This window comes from Actinoalloteichus caeruleus (assembly GCF_049311605.1).
GTDB lineage: Bacteria > Actinomycetota > Actinomycetes > Mycobacteriales > Pseudonocardiaceae > Actinoalloteichus_B > Actinoalloteichus_B caeruleus.
Window position 1 is genome coordinate 296656 of the sequence record NZ_CP186005.1, and the last position, 19245, is coordinate 315900.

The 19245-nt window shown below is 72.6% G+C and carries 17 protein-coding genes and 1 tRNA gene; 11 read left to right on the plus strand and 7 right to left on the minus strand.

Annotation, left to right across the window (positions count from 1 at the left end; all coding sequences use genetic code 11):
• Positions 1-135 precede the first annotated feature (135 nt).
• The 4 genes from ACOJVX_RS01375 (at position 136) to ACOJVX_RS01390 (ending at position 4362) form a co-directional block, all read left to right on the plus strand.
• Positions 136-423, plus strand: a complete 288-nt coding sequence (locus ACOJVX_RS01375; protein WP_156038708.1) for a hypothetical protein — start codon at positions 136-138, stop codon at positions 421-423.
• Between the two features lie 354 nt (positions 424-777).
• The gene (locus ACOJVX_RS01380; RefSeq protein ID WP_026417634.1) at positions 778-2805 is read left to right on the plus strand and encodes a bifunctional MFS transporter/dTMP kinase; all 2028 of its coding nucleotides are present in this window, start codon (positions 778-780) and stop codon (positions 2803-2805) included.
• Between the two features lie 70 nt (positions 2806-2875).
• The gene (locus ACOJVX_RS01385) at positions 2876-4120 is read left to right on the plus strand and encodes a DNA polymerase III subunit delta' (RefSeq protein WP_051313598.1); all 1245 of its coding nucleotides are present in this window, start codon (positions 2876-2878) and stop codon (positions 4118-4120) included.
• Positions 4121-4288: 168 nt separating this feature from the next.
• Positions 4289-4362 (plus strand) — tRNA-Thr (locus ACOJVX_RS01390).
• Between the two features lie 207 nt (positions 4363-4569).
• Here the strand turns inward: ACOJVX_RS01390 and ACOJVX_RS01395 are convergent.
• The 6 genes from ACOJVX_RS01395 to ACOJVX_RS01420 form a co-directional block, all read right to left on the minus strand.
• Complete coding sequence (locus tag ACOJVX_RS01395) at positions 4570-5064, minus strand: hypothetical protein (protein WP_418154900.1); 495 nt, start codon at positions 5062-5064, stop codon at positions 4570-4572.
• 498 nt (positions 5065-5562) lie between these two features.
• Positions 5563-6240, minus strand: a complete 678-nt coding sequence (locus ACOJVX_RS01400) for a hypothetical protein (RefSeq protein WP_026417631.1) — start codon at positions 6238-6240, stop codon at positions 5563-5565.
• Between the two features lie 36 nt (positions 6241-6276).
• Positions 6277-6993: a hypothetical protein gene (locus ACOJVX_RS01405; protein WP_418154898.1), complete on the minus strand. Its 717-nt coding sequence runs from the start codon at positions 6991-6993 to the stop codon at positions 6277-6279.
• Positions 6987-8126 (minus strand): WXG100 family type VII secretion target, encoded by a 1140-nt coding sequence (locus ACOJVX_RS01410; protein WP_103055829.1) that lies wholly within the window; start codon positions 8124-8126, stop codon positions 6987-6989. The genes ACOJVX_RS01405 and ACOJVX_RS01410 overlap by 7 nt, the downstream gene beginning before the upstream one ends.
• On the minus strand, positions 8123-8455 hold the full coding sequence (locus ACOJVX_RS01415; RefSeq protein WP_026417628.1) for a hypothetical protein: 333 nt from the start codon (positions 8453-8455) through the stop codon (positions 8123-8125). Before ACOJVX_RS01415 ends, ACOJVX_RS01410 begins: the two co-directional genes overlap by 4 nt.
• An 8-nt stretch (positions 8456-8463) precedes the next feature.
• Positions 8464-8904 (minus strand): YbaB/EbfC family nucleoid-associated protein, encoded by a 441-nt coding sequence (locus ACOJVX_RS01420; RefSeq protein ID WP_051313483.1) that lies wholly within the window; start codon positions 8902-8904, stop codon positions 8464-8466.
• 321 nt (positions 8905-9225) lie between these two features.
• Here ACOJVX_RS01420 and ACOJVX_RS01425 point away from each other — a divergent pair, with 321 nt between their 5' ends.
• The 3 genes from ACOJVX_RS01425 to ACOJVX_RS01435 all read left to right on the plus strand — a co-directional run bounded on the left by ACOJVX_RS01425 (position 9226) and on the right by ACOJVX_RS01435 (position 13053).
• Entirely contained in the window at positions 9226-9447 is a 222-nt protein-coding gene (locus ACOJVX_RS01425) for a hypothetical protein (protein WP_155886031.1), read from the plus strand.
• A 189-nt stretch (positions 9448-9636) separates the two neighbouring features.
• Positions 9637-10428: a S1 family peptidase gene (locus ACOJVX_RS01430; protein ID WP_026417626.1), complete on the plus strand. Its 792-nt coding sequence runs from the start codon at positions 9637-9639 to the stop codon at positions 10426-10428.
• Positions 10429-11292: 864 nt separating this feature from the next.
• Complete coding sequence (locus tag ACOJVX_RS01435) at positions 11293-13053, plus strand: DHA2 family efflux MFS transporter permease subunit (protein ID WP_051313481.1); 1761 nt, start codon at positions 11293-11295, stop codon at positions 13051-13053.
• Positions 13054-13138: 85 nt separating this feature from the next.
• Here ACOJVX_RS01435 and ACOJVX_RS01440 read toward each other — a convergent pair whose 3' ends face one another.
• The gene (locus ACOJVX_RS01440; RefSeq protein WP_026417624.1) at positions 13139-13627 is read right to left on the minus strand and encodes an inorganic diphosphatase; all 489 of its coding nucleotides are present in this window, start codon (positions 13625-13627) and stop codon (positions 13139-13141) included.
• Between the two features lie 826 nt (positions 13628-14453).
• Here ACOJVX_RS01440 and dacB point away from each other — a divergent pair.
• The 4 genes from dacB (at position 14454) to hpt (ending at position 19067) form a co-directional block, all read left to right on the plus strand.
• A complete protein-coding gene (gene dacB / locus ACOJVX_RS01445; protein WP_422647182.1) occupies positions 14454-16241 on the plus strand; it encodes a D-alanyl-D-alanine carboxypeptidase/D-alanyl-D-alanine endopeptidase in 1788 nt (595 codons plus the stop codon).
• 98 nt (positions 16242-16339) lie between these two features.
• Positions 16340-17422, plus strand: a complete 1083-nt coding sequence (locus tag ACOJVX_RS01450) for a zinc-dependent metalloprotease (RefSeq protein ID WP_245588696.1) — start codon at positions 16340-16342, stop codon at positions 17420-17422.
• Between the two features lie 34 nt (positions 17423-17456).
• A complete protein-coding gene (gene tilS, locus ACOJVX_RS01455; RefSeq protein ID WP_026417621.1) occupies positions 17457-18449 on the plus strand; it encodes a tRNA lysidine(34) synthetase TilS in 993 nt (330 codons plus the stop codon).
• A 63-nt stretch (positions 18450-18512) separates the two neighbouring features.
• Positions 18513-19067, plus strand: coding sequence for a hypoxanthine phosphoribosyltransferase (hpt, locus tag ACOJVX_RS01460; RefSeq protein ID WP_026417620.1), 555 nt, complete (start codon positions 18513-18515; stop codon positions 19065-19067).
• Positions 19068-19245 lie beyond the last annotated feature (178 nt).

The following is a 19245-nucleotide window of genomic DNA, read 5'->3' on the forward strand; positions in this document are numbered from 1 at the left end:
GTGGCGCCTATGTTCGGGGACGCGTTGACCGGGCCTGACGGGACCCAGGCCCCACCCGCCCCACCGCCGCGGACCGACGCCGCCGGTGGTCCGGTGACGGCGTGGACGGCGGTTCGGCCTGGCGAACCCGGTGCGGTGGCAGCGCCGGTCGCCGCGGTGCGCCCACCCGAGCCGAGTGAGCGGATGCGGCGCGCGGCCGAGCGGGAGGGCGGGCTCTGGGCGGCGGCCCCGCGCCCGAGCCAGTCCCGAGCTCCTCACCGGGAATCCGTCTCCCCCGAGGTGTGGGCCGAGAGCGCGGCTGGCTCCTACCCCATGCCCGAGGTGATCGCGGAGCGGCCCGGCCCCACTCCCCATCGACTGCTTCCGCTGGTCATGGCGCTGCTGATGCTCGCGGTCATCATCGGTGCCCACTGGGTCTCATGACCTTCGGGGGAGGCGGGATGTCCGTTCCGTCGTCCTGCCGTGCTACCCGACCCCTGACCCAGGGACCGGTGTCCTCAGCGAATCCTCAACGTCGGGGACGTAGCGTGCGAGGCCGGGGTCGGAGGGGACGTGCTGTGATCGCTGTCATCACCCGGACAGCCGGTTCGGCCGTCTTGATCACATTTTCCGACTACTCTGAGCGCAGGTCCTTGCAGCGACGGCCAACAGGGGGTGGTCAGCATTAGCGCGGCGCAGCCGGCCATTCCGACTGGCCAGCAAACCGGGGGAACGGGCACCACGACCGCCCACCGGATACGGAGCGTTCTGGCCATCCCGGCGTTCCGCCGGTTGTGGATGGTCAGCGCGATCTGCAGCATGGGTGACTGGCTGTCATTCCTGGCGCTGACGGGACTGGTCGCCAAGTTCACCGACAGTTACCTGGCCCAGAGCTTCGCCCTGAGCGCGGTCGTCCTGACCCAACTCCTGCCGGGCTTGTTATTCGCCCCGGTGGGGGGGATCCTCGCCGACCGGTTCGACCGCCGCAAGGTGATGGTGGTCTGCGACAGCCTGCGATGCCTGTTCTTCCTCTCCATCCCGCTGGTCGGTTCGCTGTCGGACAGCGTGACGGGCCCACTGCTGTGGCTGTTCGTCGCCAACTTCCTCATCGGCTGCTGCGCGCTGCTGTGGATACCCGCGAAGGACTCGGCGATCCCCAACCTGCTGCGCCGGCGGGACCAGGTGGAGACCGCCAACCAGCTCAGCCTGGTGATGACCTACGGCATCTCCGTGATCAGCGGTGCCGGGTTGTACGCGCTGATCACGGCGATCGGACCGATCCTCCAGCTCGAGAGCGAACTGGGTATCGCCTACATCGCCGTGGTCGTCAACGGTCTGCTCTTCCTCACGTCCGCCATCCTCGTGGCGACCAGGATCCCGGAGCTGTCCCTGCGGCGCAGGGTCGGTGACGAGGCCTCGGGGGAAGCACGGGAGACACCCCAGCCCGCCTCCGAGGGGAGCGACGGCGGCGAGGCCGTGGCCGCGAAGCGGCCAGGAGCGCTGTCAATGCTCCGGGACGGGTTCCGCTTCATCGGCACCACCCCGTTGATCCGCGGTCTGGTCATCGGTGTCATCGGTGCGGTGGCCGCGGGGGGCGCCGTGGTCGCCACCGCCCAGCTCTACTCCAACAGCCTCTCCGCCGGTGACACCGGGTACGGCCTGTTGTTCGCCGCCATCTTCCTCGGGCTGGCCGGTGGCATGGCGGGTGCGCCCAAGTTCGCGCAACGCATCCCGCACAACCGGCTCTTCGGCTCGGCCATCGTCGGGGCCGGCCTGGCCCTGTTCCCGGTGGCGCTGGCCCCGCACCTGTGGATCGCGCTCCTGGTGGTCCCACTGGTGGGGGGATTCGCCGGTGTGGCCTTCCTGACCGGTCTCACCATCATCGGCACCCAGGTGGACGACGCGGTCCGGGGACGGACCGTCGCGATGGTCCAGTCGCTGCTGCGGGTGGTGCTCGTGGGCGCCCTGGCGCTCGTGCCGACCCTGCTGGCGATCCTGCGGCCACGGACGCTGTCCTTCTTCGGGGCCCAGGTCGAGGTCGACGCCACCCGGCCCATCCTGCTCGGGGCCGGAGTCGTGGCCGCCGTGCTCGGGGTGGTCGCCTACCGCCAGATGGACGACCGGCGCAGCCGGCCCATCCTCGCCGACCTGCGAGCCGTCTTCCGGTCCAGGCGGGAGGGCAACGGCCTCCTGATCGCCGTCGAGGGGGACACGGCGGTGGACACCGCCGAGCAGGCGCGGCGGCTCACGGACTGGTTGACCGCCGGCGGCAACCGGGTGGTGCTCGCCGCTGACCCGGCGTTGGACGAGCAGCGCCTGCGCAACGTGCTCAAGTCAGTCGAGGTCTCGGGTGCTCGGGCCAACGCGCTGGTCGCGGCGGCCGTGCGCAGCGACGTGGTGGAGCAGGTGGTCCGCCCCGCGCTCGACGGGGGCGCCGTCGTGGTGATGGAACGCTACGTGGACAGCCCGCTGGCCCACTTCGGCGCGGCGGCGGGACTGGCCCAAGGCGAACTCGAGGGGCTGGGGGACTGGGCGACCGGGCGCCTCCACGCGGACATCACGGTGCTGCTCGACCGGGAGCCCCGTTCGGACGGGGGGGCCGGCACCGAGGATCTCAAGCACAACTGGCAGGTGAAGCGGCTGCTGGGAGAGATGGCGGCCGCCAATCCCGACCGCTACCTGGTGGTTGACGCGGACGGCAGTGAGGACGAGATCGAGCGGCGTGTCCGCGAGTCGGTGGGGCGCGTGCTGCGGGACCGCCGCTTCCGGATGATCAGCGACTCCCAGGGGTACGAGGGGCGGACGGTCTCGCTGCCGGAGGCCTGAGCCGCCGGGTCCGTTCGCGAGGGGCTCGCCCGCTCCGGGGGCCCCTCGCGGGGGACTGCACAATGTGGGGATGACTGGGAGCGTGGAAGCCGTCCTCGGCCAGCCGGCGGTTCCCACCACCGGTGTCTGGGCGGAGGTCGTGGGCCAGCGGTCGGTGCTGGCCGAGCTGTACGCCGCCGCGGTCGCCGCGGCCGGGGCGGTCTCCGGCGGAGGGACTGGCGGGGGCGCCATGACCCACGCCTGGCTGTTGACCGGCCCCCCCGGCTCCGGGCAGACGACGGTGGCGCGGGTGTTCGCCGCCGCGCTCCAGTGCGTCGTCCCCGGTCCGGTACCCGGGTGCGGAGCCTGCCAGGGGTGCCGTACCGCGCTCGCCGGGACCCACGCGGACCTGCGGATCGTCGCGCCGGACGGGTTGTCGATCTCGGTCGCCGAGATGCGCGCTCTCGTGCAGACGGCGGCCAGGCGACCCACCGCCGGCCGCTGGCAGGTGGTGTTGGTGGAGGACGCGGACAGGTTGACGGAGGGGGCGGCGAACGCGCTGCTCAAGGCGGTGGAGGAACCAGCGGAGCGGACGGTGTTCCTGCTGTGCGCCCCCTCGGACCACCCCGACGACGTCCCGGTGACCATCCGGTCCCGATGCCGGCCGCTGGCGCTGGGTACCCCCCGCCCAGCGGAGATCGCCAGGGCACTGCGTGACCACGACGGAGTGGACCCCGAACTCGCCGACTGGGCTGCTTCGGTGTGCGGGGGCCACGTGGAGCGGGCACGTCGCCTGGCGGCGGACGAGGCCGCCAGGCAGCGTCGTGCGGCGGTGCTGGCGATACCCACCGCGCTCCACCGGTCCGCCGACGTGTTCCGGTGCGCGGACGAGCTGGTCAAGGCCGCTGAGACCGACGCGGTCGAAGCCAACGAGATCCGGAACGAGGAGGAGAAGGAGGCGCTGCGCACGGCGATGGGCGCCGGCGGAACGGGGAAGGGCACCGCCGCGGCGACCAGAGGAGCGAACGCCGCCGTCCGGGAGCTGGAGAAGCGGCAGAAGTCCCGGACCACCCGCACCCAGCGTGACTCGCTGGACCAGGCGTTGATCGACCTCACGGCCTTCTACCGGGACGTACTCGTCCTCTCGGCCGGGGCGGCGGTGCCGCTGAACCACCCGGACCGGGAGGCGGACAGCCGGTCGGCGGCGGCGCGGTGGACGCCGGAGTCGACGCTGCGCCGGCTGGAGTCGGTACTGGAGTGCCGGGACGCGCTCGCCGCGAACGTCAAACCGCGCATCGCCGTGGAGGCCATGCTCATGGTGCTGTGGCGCGGCTGACCTGACCGAGCTCCCGGTGTGCGGGGCACTGGCCCCGCTGCCTCGGACGGGGCGCGGGCGGACCCGCCTGCCTCCTCCCGTGGGCAGGCACGAGGTCGCCGGAATACCGACCCCGCTCGTCCCGGTCGCTCCCCGTTCGCTAGACTGTTCGTGCTGTGCCCGCAGCGCGCCGCCTTAGCTCAGTCGGCCAGAGCGACGCACTCGTAATGCGTAGGTCGAGGGTTCGATTCCCTCAGGCGGCTCAGCCCGAAGCCCAGGTCTCCCGAGGCCTGGGCTTCGTCGCGTTCGGGGGCTCTCGTCGGGTAGGAGATCGATGGGACGGGTCCGGCTGCGACGGGCTTGGCCGCTGATCGCGGCGACGCCTTCCCGACGGCGCTCGCGGCGAGCCCTACGCCGCCCGATCGGCACGCATCGGTACCACCGCCACCTCGGTCCTCACGCGTGACCGCTCAGAACCGCAGCACGATCCAGTGCGCGAGTACGGGCGAGACATCCCCAACGACATCCAGCTGAGGACCGTAGTTGTACCCAAGTGCGATGAGTGCGATGGCAAGAAATGCGCGGAACGAACGAAAGCTGGGATTGGGGTATATCCAGGAGTGGGTGTGGAACATCACTAGGACCAGGCCCGCGGTGACAACCGGTAGCAGTGCCCACTCCCACCACGTGAGCCGCATGTCGTTGACCAGATGGGAGTAGGCGGCCGCTGTGACGAACAGGGTGAGGAACAGAGTGGCTCCCGCGTACCGGAATATGCGGTAGTGGAACACTCCGTGATCGCGCTCGTAGTAATTGACATCCCCGTGGATGTCACGCGCCTGCACGACGTTGGTCACGTCGCCCGAGTAATGGTTGATGTGGGCGAATTCCTCGTCGTCATCCTCGTCCGCGCAGTCGTCCTCGTCCTCGTCCTCGTCCTCGTCCTCGTACTCGTACTCTCGCATCGCCTGACCCGTACTCGTCGCTGGTCTCGAGCCGCCGTGCGCGAACGGCCGGGGCCTGGGAGCAATCGTGCCAGCGGCGCCCCTGACGTGGGACTTGGTCGCACAGCTTCACCAGATCGGGGCATTCGTCCTCGGCGGCACGTGGCCGACAGCCGGGGCAGCGGGAGCGAGGGGGTCTCCTGTTCCCTGTCCGCAGGGGAAATGTCGGGGTGGTGTGGCTCGGTGAATTCCGTCCCGGGCGGTATGGGTGTGTGATGAGCCGTAGGCGGGCCGGGGACGTGCGACCTGGTCCAGTAGGTGTGCTGTTCGCTGGGCGGATCACGATTGCGGAGAATCGCGTTGCCCCGGAGCCGGTTCATCCTCGGGTACGTCGTTTCCTGACGAGGTGGTTCCTCCTTGTCGTGAGGGATTTCCGCGCTTCCTCCCGCTGATACGGCGTCAGCTGGCCACCACCGACGCCGCGTGACACGGAATGCGCTGCCGGGTCCGGGTCTCAGGTCACGGGTTCAGGCGGAGGGTCTCCACCAGCTGCTCGGGGTCCTCGTGGCGGACGAGCAGGGAGGAGCCGTCCACGAAGGTGAACCCCAGGAACCACTCGGGAAGCGCGGCGCGGCCGAGCGGCGCCGCCGAGACCGACCGGAGCTCCGGACGGTCCACCTCGTGCAGGGCGACGACGCCACGTTCACCGGCCCCACCCCGCACCTGGCGCAGCAGGCCGCCGAGACGGCCCGCGAAACCGGCTTCGTGCCCCCCGGGTGAGGCCTGGGCCGGCTCGCCGCTCGCCACCTCGCCCGCCTCCACCAGCACCGCGAGCCGGCGGTTGGACAGGGCGAGGCGACAGCGTGCGCCGGCGTGGGTCAGCGCGTCGCCCAACCGGACCGCGTGGTCCCCGGGGTCCACCCCGGTGATCCACCCCCACATCGCCGGGTCGTGGGCCCACTCGTCGTCCGACCACCCGCCGGCCGCCAGTGGGGCGGTGAGCGCGGGTCGCGCGATGTCGGTGTTGGTGGCGAGCGCGCTTGGCGCGGTGGGGCGGTGGGGCAGGTGGGTTCGGCCGCCGAGGCTCGACCCCAGGTGCCCGGCGCCGGGGCCACCGAGCACGGCGAGCAGCAGTTCGCCCCGTTCGGCCCGGGTCCAGGTTCGGGACAGCGCTCGTGCGGTGAGTTCGCGGGACACCAGGAGGTTCCGTTCTGGTTCGGGGTCGGGTGCGGGTCAGGAGGACGCGAGGGCGAGCATTCGGCGGGCAGCCGCCTCGGTCCGGCCGGGGGCGGCGAGTTCGAACGCGGACCCGTCGTCGAGGACGACACGCAGGTAGTGCGGGGGGACGCCGCTGCTGCCGCCGCCCTGCTTCCTCGCCACCACCCCCACCGACCGGACCCGACTGGCCGGCAGTTCCACCCGTGCGGTGGCGAGAGGCAGACTGCCCCGGAGGGGTGGCGCTGCCGGGTCCCCGTTGCCGAGGATGCCGGTGCCGAAGCGTCGGGCCCGGTCGAGCAGGCCGGTGCCCGCCTCCGCGGGTGTTCCGCTCGTGGAACCGGTCGCCTCGGTGCCGGAGGGCAGGAAGGAGAGCAGGGCCAGCCGGGTGGAGGTGAGGAACCAGTGGTCACCCGGAGCGAGCGTGTCCACCCCACTGAGGGTGGACACCGCGAGGCACTCCGGACCCGGGCCGGTGACCAGGGTGGTGGGCACCTGGCCAGGGTCGGAGCTGAGGTTGTCGTTGCCGGAGAGGGCGTCCACCAGCCCGAGGAGCGCGCCTCCCGCCGCGCCGCCGACGGCGCCGGACGTCCTGGCGAGCCAACCCCGCCGAGGCGCGCCGTGTTCGTCCAGACCCGCGACGTCGAACCGCAGCCGGGCCCCGAGGGGCGTCGCGAGCCGGATCCGTTCGCTCGGCGCGCACCAGGTGTGCCGTGCCGCGAGCACCTCTACCACTGGAATCCCCGTTCCTGGGCGGCTCGTCGTTCCTCAGCGGAGGGTTCGGGTGTCGCCGCGTCATGGGCGAGTTCCGCGCCCTGCTCGATCGCGGCCGAGGTGAGCTGGTCGCCCGCCGCGGCCATTGCCGCTCCGCTGGTCCTGCTCTGACCGCCGAGCGCGTTCCGCAACACGGCCTCGCTGATGTTGGTGGCCAGCGCCTGGGTGCCCTCGACGCCGGCGGAGAACCGGTTGCCCGTGGTGGACGCGAGCGTGCTCCCATCGGCCCTCGTGAAGATGTTGACCAACGGGTTCCCGTCGACGCGCCGCATCGCGAACCGCTGCGCGGCGTTGCCGCTTCGCAGCGACCCCGCCTGGTTGACGAGGTCCCGGAAGGGGCCCCGCAGTCGAGTGAGCAGCGCCTCCAGCCTGCGCACCAGCTGCCCGATCCGCTGTTGCAGCCTGGTGACCCTCATGGTGAGCCGGATCCCGGTGCTCCCGACCTGGATGGTGGTGGTCACGTTCGCGGCGGCGACCGAGGCTCCGGCGGTGATCCAGGCCGCCGCGAGCGCGGCCAACCAGGAGACGATCAGCCCGATGACCAGTTCGGTGATGAGCTGGATGGTGAACTCGACGAAGGCGTCGAACAGGTCGGCGACCAGGTCCAGGACCTGCCGCAGGTCGCGGATGTCGGCGGCGAGGGCGGCGACGCCCTCCGCGAATTCCGCGAACCGCGAGCGGAAGGCGTCTCCGGCCTCACCCCGCCACGAGTCCTCCGTGGCCTCGGCTCGTCGACCCTCGGCCTCCGAGACCTCGTCCAGCCAGCGGGCGACCTGTTCCCAGCCCTCCCCAGTGGCCCGCATCTGCTCCGGGTCGCCGATGGCCCACTCGGCGATCTCCACCAGGGGGCTGAGCACGATGGACACCAGGAAGCCGAGCCCGTTGCCGACCAGGGCCTGTCCCGGTGACCGGATTGCCTCCAACAGTTCCAGGCGTCCCGTGATGGTCGCGGCGGTGATCTCGGGCGGTGTGGTCGCGTCCTGGAGGTCCTGGTAGGCCCCGGACCAGGAGCTGCCCCGGGCCGCGGCCTGGTCGAACCAGCCGCGCTGGTCCGCGTCCTCGTTCAGTTCCTCGAAGCTGGGTGGGCCGGTCACCGCCCACCTCCGCGCAGGGTGTCCCCGATCGACTCCAGCGCGCGGGCCAGGCCGTCGTCGACGCCGAGGTAGGTGGCGGCGCTCTCCCTGGTCATCTCGGCCCCGGTCCGCAGGAAACCGGCGGCCTGGGTGGCGAGCGCCTCGCACTCCTCCAGCGCGGAGTGGTATCCGCCGCTGAGGTGCAGCGCGTCCCCGATCGGGCCGAAGCACTGGTCGTCCACCCTGGCGCGGTCGAGTAGCGCACCCAGCTCCTCGAACTTGTCCGCGAGTCGCTCACTGCCGGCCCCGTGGGCCAGCAGCGCCTCCGGATCGACGTCGAACCCGGTCACGTCGCCTCCTACCGCAGGAAGGTCTCGGGCGGTTCGTCGGACGGACCACCGCCGGGGTCACCCCGGGGTGCGGACGGGGGGTCCTCGTCCGGACGGGGGACCGGGAAGTCACCGGCGGAGGACACCGCGTCCCGGATGCGCTGGGCGTCCTCGCCGAGCACGGGACCGACCATCTCCTCCAGGCGCTCGGCGGCATCGCGTGTCGCCGCCCGCACCGTCTCCAGGATCTCCTGTCGCAGCGCCACGTGGCTCCGGTCGGTGGCGGCCGGGGAGAGCCGGAGGTCGACGAGTGCTCCGGAGGGCGTGACCGTCGCCGTCACCACCCCACCGGAACTGGTGGCGACTCCTCGAACCCCGCTCAACCGTTGGCCGAGTTCCGTGACCTGCCGTGCGCGTTCCTCGAACGAACGCAGGAGGTGCCCTACCCGGTCGGACGCGCCTGAGGTCATGCCGACTCCTCCGTGGAGTGTTGGCGTGCTCGGTGATCGGCCGCGCCTCCAGTCAACCAGGAGGTGGGCTCCGGGTAGATCCCCTGACCGGGTGCATCGCCCGCGGCCGTTCGGGGCGGTCAGCGGTCGGCGTCCCGTCGGCCCACCACCGGGGTGCGGCCCGGCGTCCCGGCACGCGCCGTGCCTGGTGACGTGACCCCGGTGGGAGCGGAGGCTCGGAACGACCGTGTTGATCCGTTCGAGTGAAGATCACGGCTGGGACGTCATCCCTCCGGGGGCACGTGCTCTCGGCCAACGGAGGAGGTGCTGATCATGTCCATGATGAGTGGCACTGTGATCGGGATCATGGTGAGTTGGTGGGTGCTGACGCTGGTCTGTCCGCTGGCGCGGTACGTGCGCCGGTCACGACGACGTCGTCGCGTCGTGGACCGGGTGCGCTGGGAGTTACGCGCCTTCCGGCGGGGTGCGGTGTCCCCGCGAGGAGGGGCGTCGGACGTCGAGGTGGAGGGGGAGCGGGAGTTCGGACGGAGGTCGGCCGCCTGATCCCTCGGGTGAGGAGGCGCGCCGGCGCTCGAGGCCCGGCCGAGAACGGTGCCGGCCGAGGTCGGGAGCCGGGGCGAGCGGTGGACCGGTAGTCACTCTTCAGGGGGTACACGGGCCGCGTGAGCGCGCCGATGGAGGGCGTGTCGGGCGACGATCGTCCCCGTTGCCCCTCGCCGAAGGACGTGGCCCGTGCGCGCACTCTTCCTGGCGGCCGTCGTGGCCGCGCTGTCCACCACCGCCGTCTCGCCCGCCGAGCCGAGGAGGGAGGTCGCCGCCGCCGAGGAGGCCACCTCGGCGGAGCCCGCCGCGCGCATCGTGGGAGGGGTCGGGGGCGACGAGGACTACCACTTCGTGGTCTCGATCCAGCGTCCGACCGAGGGCAAGGACCACTGGTGCGCCGGAGCGCTCGTGGACCCGGAGTGGGTGCTGACCACGGCGCACTGCGTCCAGGGCGAGCTCACCGCCTACACGGCCAGGGTCGGGACGAACCACCGGTCCGAGGGCGGCAGCTACGAGCGGGTCGTCGAGATGGTGACCCATCCGCACTGGAACGGGCACACCGGGGACATCGCGCTGTTCCGGTTGGCCCGGCCGGTGCCGGCGCCGACGCTGCCGCTCGCCGCGCGGCGACCTCCCGAGGGAGCGACGGTTCGGATACTGGGCTGGGGCAAGACCTGCGGCACCTTCGAGTGTTCCTGGGAGTACCCGGAGCTGCTGCGGCAGCTCGATGTTCCCGTGGCGGCGGCCGCCGGCTGTCGTGCCGCCGGAGTGGACGCCGCCACCGAGCTCTGCCTGCGGGTGAGCAGGGATGCCACTTCCTGCTACGGGGACTCCGGCGGCCCGGCGGTGGTCAGGGAGGGTGGGGCCTGGCGGCTGGCCGGCCTCGACTCCCGGGGCGGCGACCCGGTCTGCGGAGTTGGCGGGCTCGTGTTCACCGAGGTGACGGTGTACCGGGACTGGGTTCGCTCGGTCATCTCCTGATCCCGATCCCCCTCGGCCCGGACCTGCCGCCAGTCAGGGCCAGGAGGGCGGAGCGGCGGTCGACGGTCGTGACGGCGGCTCGGCCACCGCTCGCCGCGCGGGTCACCCCGCTGAGCCATCGTCCGCCCCCGGCCCCCGGCCCCCGGGCGCCTGGTCGGCCCGGACGTGCCCTGGGCTGATGCCGCGCCCTTGGGACGGGAAACGCTCCAGGGCCAGCCGACGCGCCTGCCCACGACGCGCCTGCCCACGACGCGCGATCCGCGCCGTCGAAGCGGTGGGGCCGCGAGCACCGCGATGGCGCGGGGTGCCCGGTCGGTCACCTGGAGCAGCTGAGAGTCGGCTCATAGCCAAATCGGTTGCCGGCCGTCCCTGATCGGCGGAAGCTTGCTTCGTGCAACTAGTTGTGTGATGCGGGCAAACAGGGGTTGGCGATGCGGGAACCGGACGAGGAGACCGACGCGGTCGCGGCGGTGCGGCGGGGCCAGCGGGCCTCACCCCGTTTTCCCACTTCCACGCCCGCCCCCGCCGTTCCGGTGAGCTCGCCGCCGCGCTCCGGACGGAGCCGTCCACGGTGAGCCGACGGGTCGCCGCGCACGTGCGGGAGGGGCCGCCGCGCGGTGCACCGGGGCCGGCCGATCGCCGAGCGCGCCCGCTCGCCGTCCGGGGGAACGGCGACGGTCCGCTCCAGGAGCGGTGCCGATCCCGACGCCGACTCCACGGCCGTGTCCTCGACGGCGGGGGCGTGGCGGACGGCGAGGCGCTGACCCCCCAGCCCGCCAGGCCGAACACGGCCTGTGCCGAACGATTACCAACTCGTACCACCGAGCTCGCCGACGAGCGGGCCGGTCCACTCAGGGGAAGTGAATGAGCAACAGCATGGCGGCACGGGACACCGGTCCCCGCGCCGACGGGGGACTGACCCACCGGCAGGTACTCACCATCATCAGCGGCCTGCTCGCCGGCATGTTCCTCTCCGCGCTCGACCAGACGATCGTCTCCTCGGCGATGCGGGTCATCGCCGACGAACTGCACGGGCAGACCGCGCAGGCCTGGGCGACCACCGCCTACCTGATCACCGCGACGATCTCGACGCCGCTCTACGGCAAGCTGTCCGACATCTACGGCCGGAAGCCGATGTACCTGACGGCCATCACGGTCTTCGTCGTCGGCTCGGCCCTGTGCGGCGTCGCGGCCTCCATCTACCAGCTCGCGGCCTTCCGCGCGGTCCAGGGCCTCGGCGCCGGCGGGCTGATGTCGCTGGCGCTCACCATCGTCGCGGACATCGTCAGCCCCCGGCAGCGGGGCCGGTACCAGGGCTACTTCATGGCCGTCTTCGGCGTGTCGAGCGTGCTGGGGCCGGTGCTCGGGGGATTCTTCGCCGATCTGGACGACCTGGCCGGGGTGGCCGGCTGGCGCTGGGTCTTCCTCGTGAACGTGCCCGTGGGCGTGGTCGCCTTCCTCATCGTCGCCAAGGTGCTCAACATCCCGCACCACCCGGTGCGGCACCGTGTGGACTACTGGGGAGCGGCCGCGCTCGTCGTGGGCCTCGTCCCCCTGCTGACGGTGGCGGAACAGGGCAGGGAGTGGGGCTGGAGCTCACCGCTGTCGCTGCTGATGTTCGCGGTCGGCACCGTCGGGCTGGTGGCCTTCGTGCTGGTGGAGCGGCGGATGGGGGACGAGGCGCTGCTGCCCCCTCGGCTCTTCCGATCCGGGACGTTCCGGCTCGCCAACGTGCTCAACTTCGTGGTCGGCCTCGGGATGTTCGGCGGGATGATGTCGGTCCCGCTCTACCTCCAGATCGTGAAGGGGCTCAGCCCGACCGAGGCCGGGCTCATGATGTTGCCCACCACCTTCGGGATCATGGTCGCGACCGGGGTCGTCGGCCAACTCATCGCCAGGACCGGACGGCTGAAGGTCTTCCCGATCCTCGGTACCGGGCTGCTCACCCTGTCGTACCTGTTGTTCTCGCAGGTGACGGTGGACACGCCGCTCTGGCAGATCGGTCTGGTCATGGTCGTCCTCGGCGGCGGGCTCGGCCAGTGCATGCAGACGCTGACCCTCTACGTGCAGAACGACGCCCCGCCGAGGGACTCCGGGGCGGCGACGGCCTCGGCGAACTTCTTCCGCCAGAACGGGGGGACCGTCGGAGTCGCGGTGTTCCTCTCCGTCCTGTTCTCCGTCGTGGGGGACCGGATCACGTCCGCTTTCGAGTCGGCCGCGCGGACGCCCGAGTTCCAGCGCGCCCTGACCGACCCCGCCGTACAGGCGGACCCCGCGAACGAGCGGTTCCTGGCGTCGCTGGAAGGAGCTGGCGGCGGGTCCGCTGGCCTCGACCTGAACGACACCTCGTTCCTGAACGGGCTGGACCCGAGGTTGGCGCGGCCGGTGTTGGAGGGCTTCGCGAGCGCGGTCGGCACGGTCTTCCTGATCGGACTCGGCGTGGTGGCCCTGGCCTTCGCCCTGTCCTGGTTCCTCCGGGACGTGCACCTGTCCGACCGTTCGAACCTCGAGCAGCTCGCGGCGGAGCGCGCGGCGGCCCAGGCCGAGGGTGCGCCGGAACCGAGCGCTCGGTCGGAGGAGGGAACCGCTCGGGGGGCGGAACCTTCGACGACCAGCCAGGTCTGATCGTGTTCGGAGGCAGGGTGGCGCGGGCCCAGCGGGCCGGTGACCACCCTGCCTCAACCCCACCTGGCGGTGGGCGCGGACCCGCTCAGTGGTCCGAGGTCCTCAGCCGCTCGTAGGACCGCTTGATCTCGGCCTCGGCCTCGGCCCGGCCGACCCACATGGCGCCCTCGACGCTCTTCCCCGGCTCCAACTCCTTGTAGACGGTGAAGAAGTGCTGGATCTCCAGCTTGTAGAACTCGGCGAGGTGGTGGATGTCCCGCAGGTGCTCGGAACGGGGGTCGTCGGCGGGGACGCACAGGACCTTGTCGTCGCCGCCCTTCTCGTCCCGCATCCGGAACATCCCGATGGCACGGGACCGGATCAGGCAGCCGGGGAAGGTCGGTTCCTGCACCAGGACCATCGCGTCGAGCGGGTCGCCGTCCTCACCCAGCGTGTTGTCCACGAAGCCGTAGTCGGCCGGGTACTGGGTCGCGGTGAACAAGGTCCGGTCGAGACGGATCCGACCCGTCTCGTGGTCCATCTCGTACTTGTTCCGCTCCCCCTTGGGAATCTCGATCGTGACGTCGAACTCCACTCGGATCCTCGCTTGTTCTGTGTGGGTACGGCGCGCCGACCGCACCGTGCGTCCTGCTGGTGCCCGCGTCCTAGTCTGGAGCGCGAACTTCGTCGAAGCCGCGTCCGAGCCGCCGTCGCGGATGTCACTCCAGTCCCGTGTTGCCCGAATGACTGCCAAGGAGCTCCGAGTGTCCGGAACCGGACAACCACCGGTGGGTGCGCCCAGGCCACCGGACGACCGGCCGACAGGCCGGACCGACGGTGCGCAGGACCGCTCACGGGACCGCTTTCCGGACGGCACCGTACCCCGTGGCCCAGCGGAACAGCAGCCTGTGTCGGCCTCACCACGGTTGGAAGGCCAGGTTCCGTGGCCATCCTCACAGTCCGGTCCCCCCGGGCAACCGCCTCCCCCCGGCGCTCCACCGCGTACTCCACCCGGCGGGCAGCCCCAGCCGGGGCAACCGCCCATGCGCGGTGTGCTGCCCGTGAACGAGCGCGACGCGGCGGGGGAGCAGCACCCGGGGCCTGGCGGGCGCCCAGGGGGGCCACCCGCGCGTCCGGCGGGTGCCGCCGGCGCGGGGCCGGCCGCGACCTCGCTCTCCGGCTCGCTGCCGTTGGACGGTCCGCCTGCCGGTGACCGGCCGACGGCCGCGCTCCCCACGCCGCCGCCCCCCGCGCGCCCGCCCTCCGATCGCGGGCCGAACCCGGCCCCCACGCCCGCTGGGCCGGCCGGCCCGCCCCCGCCGGGCCGTCCGGGCCGCGCGGGGTCGGGGGCGCGCCCGGCCGGACCGCCGCCAGGCCCGCCCGGCGGCGCCCCGAGGCACCCGGGGACCCCGCCCGCCGGGATGCCGGCGTCGCACCGGCCGGGCCCGCCACCCACGTCCACGGCTCCGCCCACCCCGGCCAACCCGGACGCGCTGCCGACGGTGCGCACCCGGGTGCCCACGCCAGCCCACGGCCTCCCCACCGCCGGGGGACCAGACCCCCTCGGCCGGCCCACCGCCGCGCCCGACGGCGACGCCGCCACCGGCCGGGGAGGCACCACGTTCATGCGGCCCGACCCCGGCCCGTCGGCGGCCTCGTCCTCGAGCGAGGAGACCGGGGACACCCCCCAGGCCCCGGTCGCCACGGCCCCCGAGGGGGTGGAGCGGGCGGAGGAGTCCGGGGGGAGCCCCCCTCCGGGAGGTCCGCCGACGGAGCCCCCGGAGGACGAGGAGGAGAGGCCGGCGCCGAAGGGGCGAGGCCGCCTGCTGGCCATCGGGGCCCTGGCCCTCGTGGTCGCGGTCGGCACGGTGACGGCGTTCACGGTCGAGCCGGTCGGACGGTTCCTCGGTCTGCGTGGGCCCGAGGTGGCCCCCGGCCCACCCGCCCCCCCGGCGGTGGAGCCGGATCCGGTGCTGCGCGCGCTCGACCTGGGCGCGAGCGGCCCCTCCGCGGAGGGGCTGACAGCGCGGCTCGACCAGGTCGGCGCATCCCCGGCGTTGGGCAACCTGAGCGGGGTCGTCCTCGACCCCGCCAGCGGTGAGACCCTGTGGGCTCTCGACGAGGCCGTCCCACGCACACCGGCGTCCACCACGAAGCTGCTCACCGCGGCGGCGATCCTGCTCACCGTCGAGCACGACACCACTCTGGAGACGCGGGTCGTCCAGGGGGAGGAGCCGGGGACCCTGGTGCTGGTCGGCGGCGGCGATCCGACGCTGTCGGTCCTCCCCCGTGACACGCCGACCTACAACTACCCCGACGCCGCCCGGCTGGACGACCTCGTGGAGCAGGTCCAAGCGGCCACATCGGAGCCGGTCGAACGCATCGTGGTGGACGCGAGCCGGTACACCGGTGAGCGGCTCGCCCCGGGCGTGGGCGAGTCGGACGTCCCGGGCGGGCACATCGCGCCCGTCGAGCCGGTGATGCTCGACGTCGACCGGCAGGACCCCCTCCTCGCGACCACCCCGCGTTCCTCGGAGCCGGCGCTCGCCGTCGGGCGGGCGCTCGGTGAGCGGCTGGGCGTGCCTCCCGACGCGGTGGCGGTCAGTCGGGAGCCGGTGGCGGGAGAGGGAGCGACCGTTCTCGGCGAGGTCTCCTCACCCAGCATCGAGCGGATGGTCGAGTCGATGGTGTTGACCTCCGACAACACCCTCGCCGAAACCCTCGCCAGGGAACTCGCCATCGCCACCGGGCACGAACCGAGCTTCGCCGGAGCCACCACCGCCATCCTGGAGGTCCTCGCCGAGCACGGGCTCGACGTCTCCACGGTCGCCCTCTCCGACGCGAGCGGGATGTCCACCGAGAACGACATCTCCCCGGCCGTGCTGGCCGAGCTGCTCGCCGAGGCCGTCGGGCCGGACCGCCCGGACGAGGTCGCCATGATGCTGCGCCCGATGTTGCCCGGCCTGCCCGTCGCGGGTGCCAGCGGAACCCTGGGTGGCAGGTACATCGACAACGCGCGGGAGGGCCGCGGCTGGGTGCAGGCCAAGACGGGCACCCTGACCGGGGTGAGCACGTTGGCGGGCATCGTCACCGACGTCGAGGGCAAGCTCCTCGTCTTCGCGCTGATGTCAGACGGGGCGAACACCCTGGAGGCGAGGGCCGCCCTCGACGAGATGGCCGCGGCCATCCGCACCTGCGGCTGTCGCTGAACGGGGCGGGCGGGGCCGGGAAAGGGCGCACGGTCGGTGAGGGCCCCGGCACCGCTCGCGGTCACCTGCCCGGGGTGCCCTCCGGTAGCGTCTGGGGTGTGGACGCCAAGTCAGTGGCAACCGTGCCCGCGCGGGTCGACCGGACGGGCCCCATCGCCTGGGACGTCGCCAGGTCCACCGCGGTACGCCTCGTCGGCCGAGGGCCGCAGGTGCCGATGGAGGACGCACTCCGCGCCGTTTCGGGGCTCCGCGAACTGAGCGGGGAGGCGGAGGGCCACGTCAGGGAGCTCACCGGGCTCGGGCACGACCTCCCCCTGCGGGAGGGGCTGGTGCTCGACCGCCCGGGGTGGGCGTCCTCCGCGGTGGAGGGCATGGCGGCCCTGGTCGACCGGGCCATGCCCGCTCGGCGGAACGCGGGGTTGATCGCCGCGCTGGCCTCGAAGGCGGCCGGCGTCCAGGCCGGAGCGGTGCTCGCCTACCTCGGTGGGCGGGTGTTGGGCCAGTACGACCCGTTCGGCGGCGACGACGGGCAGGGGCGGCTCCTGCTCATCGCGCCCAACATCGTCGGGGTCCAACGTGCGCTGCGGGTGCCGCCGGCCGACTTCCAGATGTGGGTGTGCCTGCACGAGGCGACGCACCGGCTGCAGTTCACCGCCGTCCCGTGGCTGCGCGACCACTTCGCCACCGAGGTGGGAACCCTGCTCGGGTCGATGGACGAGACCGTCGTCGGAGCGCTTGACCGGCTACCCGAGCTGGTGCGGGCCCTCCGCAACCGGCGGTCGTCCGACGGCGGCGAGCCGCCCGCCCTCGTCGAGCTGCTCCAGTCACCGGCCCAGCGCGCCCACCTGGACCGGCTGCTGGCCCTGGGCACCCTCCTCGAAGGGCACGCCGACCACGTCATGGACGCCGTCGGACCCAGGGTGGTGCCCTCCGTGCGGCGCATCCGGGCGCGGTTCACGGTGCGCCGGCGAGGCGGCGGACTGCTCGACCGTGCCCTGCGGGTCCTGCTGGGAGTGGATGCCAAGGTGCGCCAGTACGCCGAGGGAGCCGCCTTCACCAGGCACGTCGTCCGGCGGGCCGGCATGGACGGGTTCAACGCGGTCTGGACCTCACCGGAGACCCTGCCGACCCGCGCCGAGATCTCCGAGCCGGCGGCCTGGCTCCGTCGCGTGCACGGCTGAACGGCCACGCGGCGACGGCGTCGTGACGTGAACGATGAGTGACCGAACCCCCGCCGTGTCCCGCACGCGGGTCGCGGTCCGGGCCCTGCTGGACACCGCGACGAGTGGGGGGCACCTCGAACCAGGCTGCCTCGACGTGGCCTGCTCGGGTGGCGCCGACTCCCTGGCCCTGGCGGCCGCGGCCGTGTACGAGGGGCATCGTCGCGGCCTGGTGGTGCGGGGCGTCGTCGTGGACCACGGCCTCCAGCCAGGTTCGCGCGAGGTGGCCGAACGGGCGGCCGAACAGCTGGTCGGCCTCGGCGTGGACGAGACCCTCGTCCTCCGACCGGAGGTGGCCGGGGGAGGAGGGGTCGAGGCCGCTGCCCGCCGTGCCCGGTACCAGGCCCTGCGGGGGGCGCTGCGTGATCCACGCCAGCTCGTCCTCCTCGGCCACACCCTCGACGATCAGGCGGAAACCGTCCTCCTCGGGCTGGGGCGCGGCTCCGGTCCCCGGTCGATCTCGGGTATGCGCGCCCTCGACCCGCCCTGGGGGCGCCCGTTGCTGGGCTGCTCCCGCGCCGTGACCGCGCGGGCGTGCCGCGAGCTCGGACTGGAACCCTGGACCGACCCGCACAACAGCGACCCGAGGTTCACCAGGGTGCGGCTCCGCCGTGAGGTGCTCCCCCTCTTGGAGGAGGTGCTCCAGGGGGGTGTCGCCGAGGCACTGTGCAGGACGTCCGCGCAGCTCAGGGAGGACGGGGCCGCGCTTGACCAGTGGGCCGACGAAGTGCTCTCCCGAGCCGGGAGTGACCAAGGACACGGTGCGCTGGAGGTCCGGGCCGTCGAGGGCGCGCCGGTCGCGGTGCGGCGCAGGGTGCTGCGCGGGTGGCTGATCTCCCACGGGGCTCGTGAGCTCACTGACCTGCACCTGCGCGCTGTGGATGATCTTGTCGGGCGCTGGCGCGGGCAGGGCGGGGTGTGGCTACCGGGAGGGTTGGTCGTCGAGCGCGCGCATGGCAGGCTTCAGGTCGGTCGCCCGGCGGGGTGAGCCTCGGCGACGCGGCCTGGCGACCACCCACGACTGGACCTGATTCCCAAGGGGATGCCCTCCGTGTACGACGGCGACATCGCATCGGTACTCGTCTCTGAAGAGCAGATCAAGGACAAGGTCACCGAGCTGGCCGGTCGGCTGGCCGAGGACTACCCGGCCGGGTCGAGATCGACCGACCTGCTCCTCGTCGGCGTGCTCAAGGGCGCCGTCATGTTCATGACCGACCTGGCCAGGGCCCTGCCGGTGCCCACCCAGCTGGAGTTCATGGCGGTCAGCTCCTACGGCTCCTCCACCTCCTCCTCGGGAGTGGTGCGCATCCTCAAGGACCTCGACCGGGACATCGCCGGCCGGGACGTGGTCATCGTCGAGGACATCATCGACTCGGGGCTCACCCTGTCCTGGCTGCTCAAGAACCTGAGCACGCGGGGCCCGGCGTCCATCGAGGTCTGCACCCTGCTCCGCAAGCCCGACGCCGTGCAGGTGGACCTGCCGGTGCGCTACGTGGGCTTCGACATCCCCAACGAGTTCGTGGTCGGCTACGGCCTCGACTACGCGGAGCGTTACCGCGACCTGCCCTACATCGGTTCGTTGGAGCCGAGGGTGTACTCCAGCTGACCGGCAGGACGGCCCGTTCGGCGGTAGGCGACCACCCTGGGTGAGGTGACCCGCCTCACCGCGAGATGCGGGGTGGTTCCCCTCCAGGGGGGAACTTTCCCGAGGGGCGTTCCGTTGGACCCCACGTCAGGCGCCGTGCGAGGACAGCACGGCGGTGCCGGCCAGCCGGTGCCTGTAC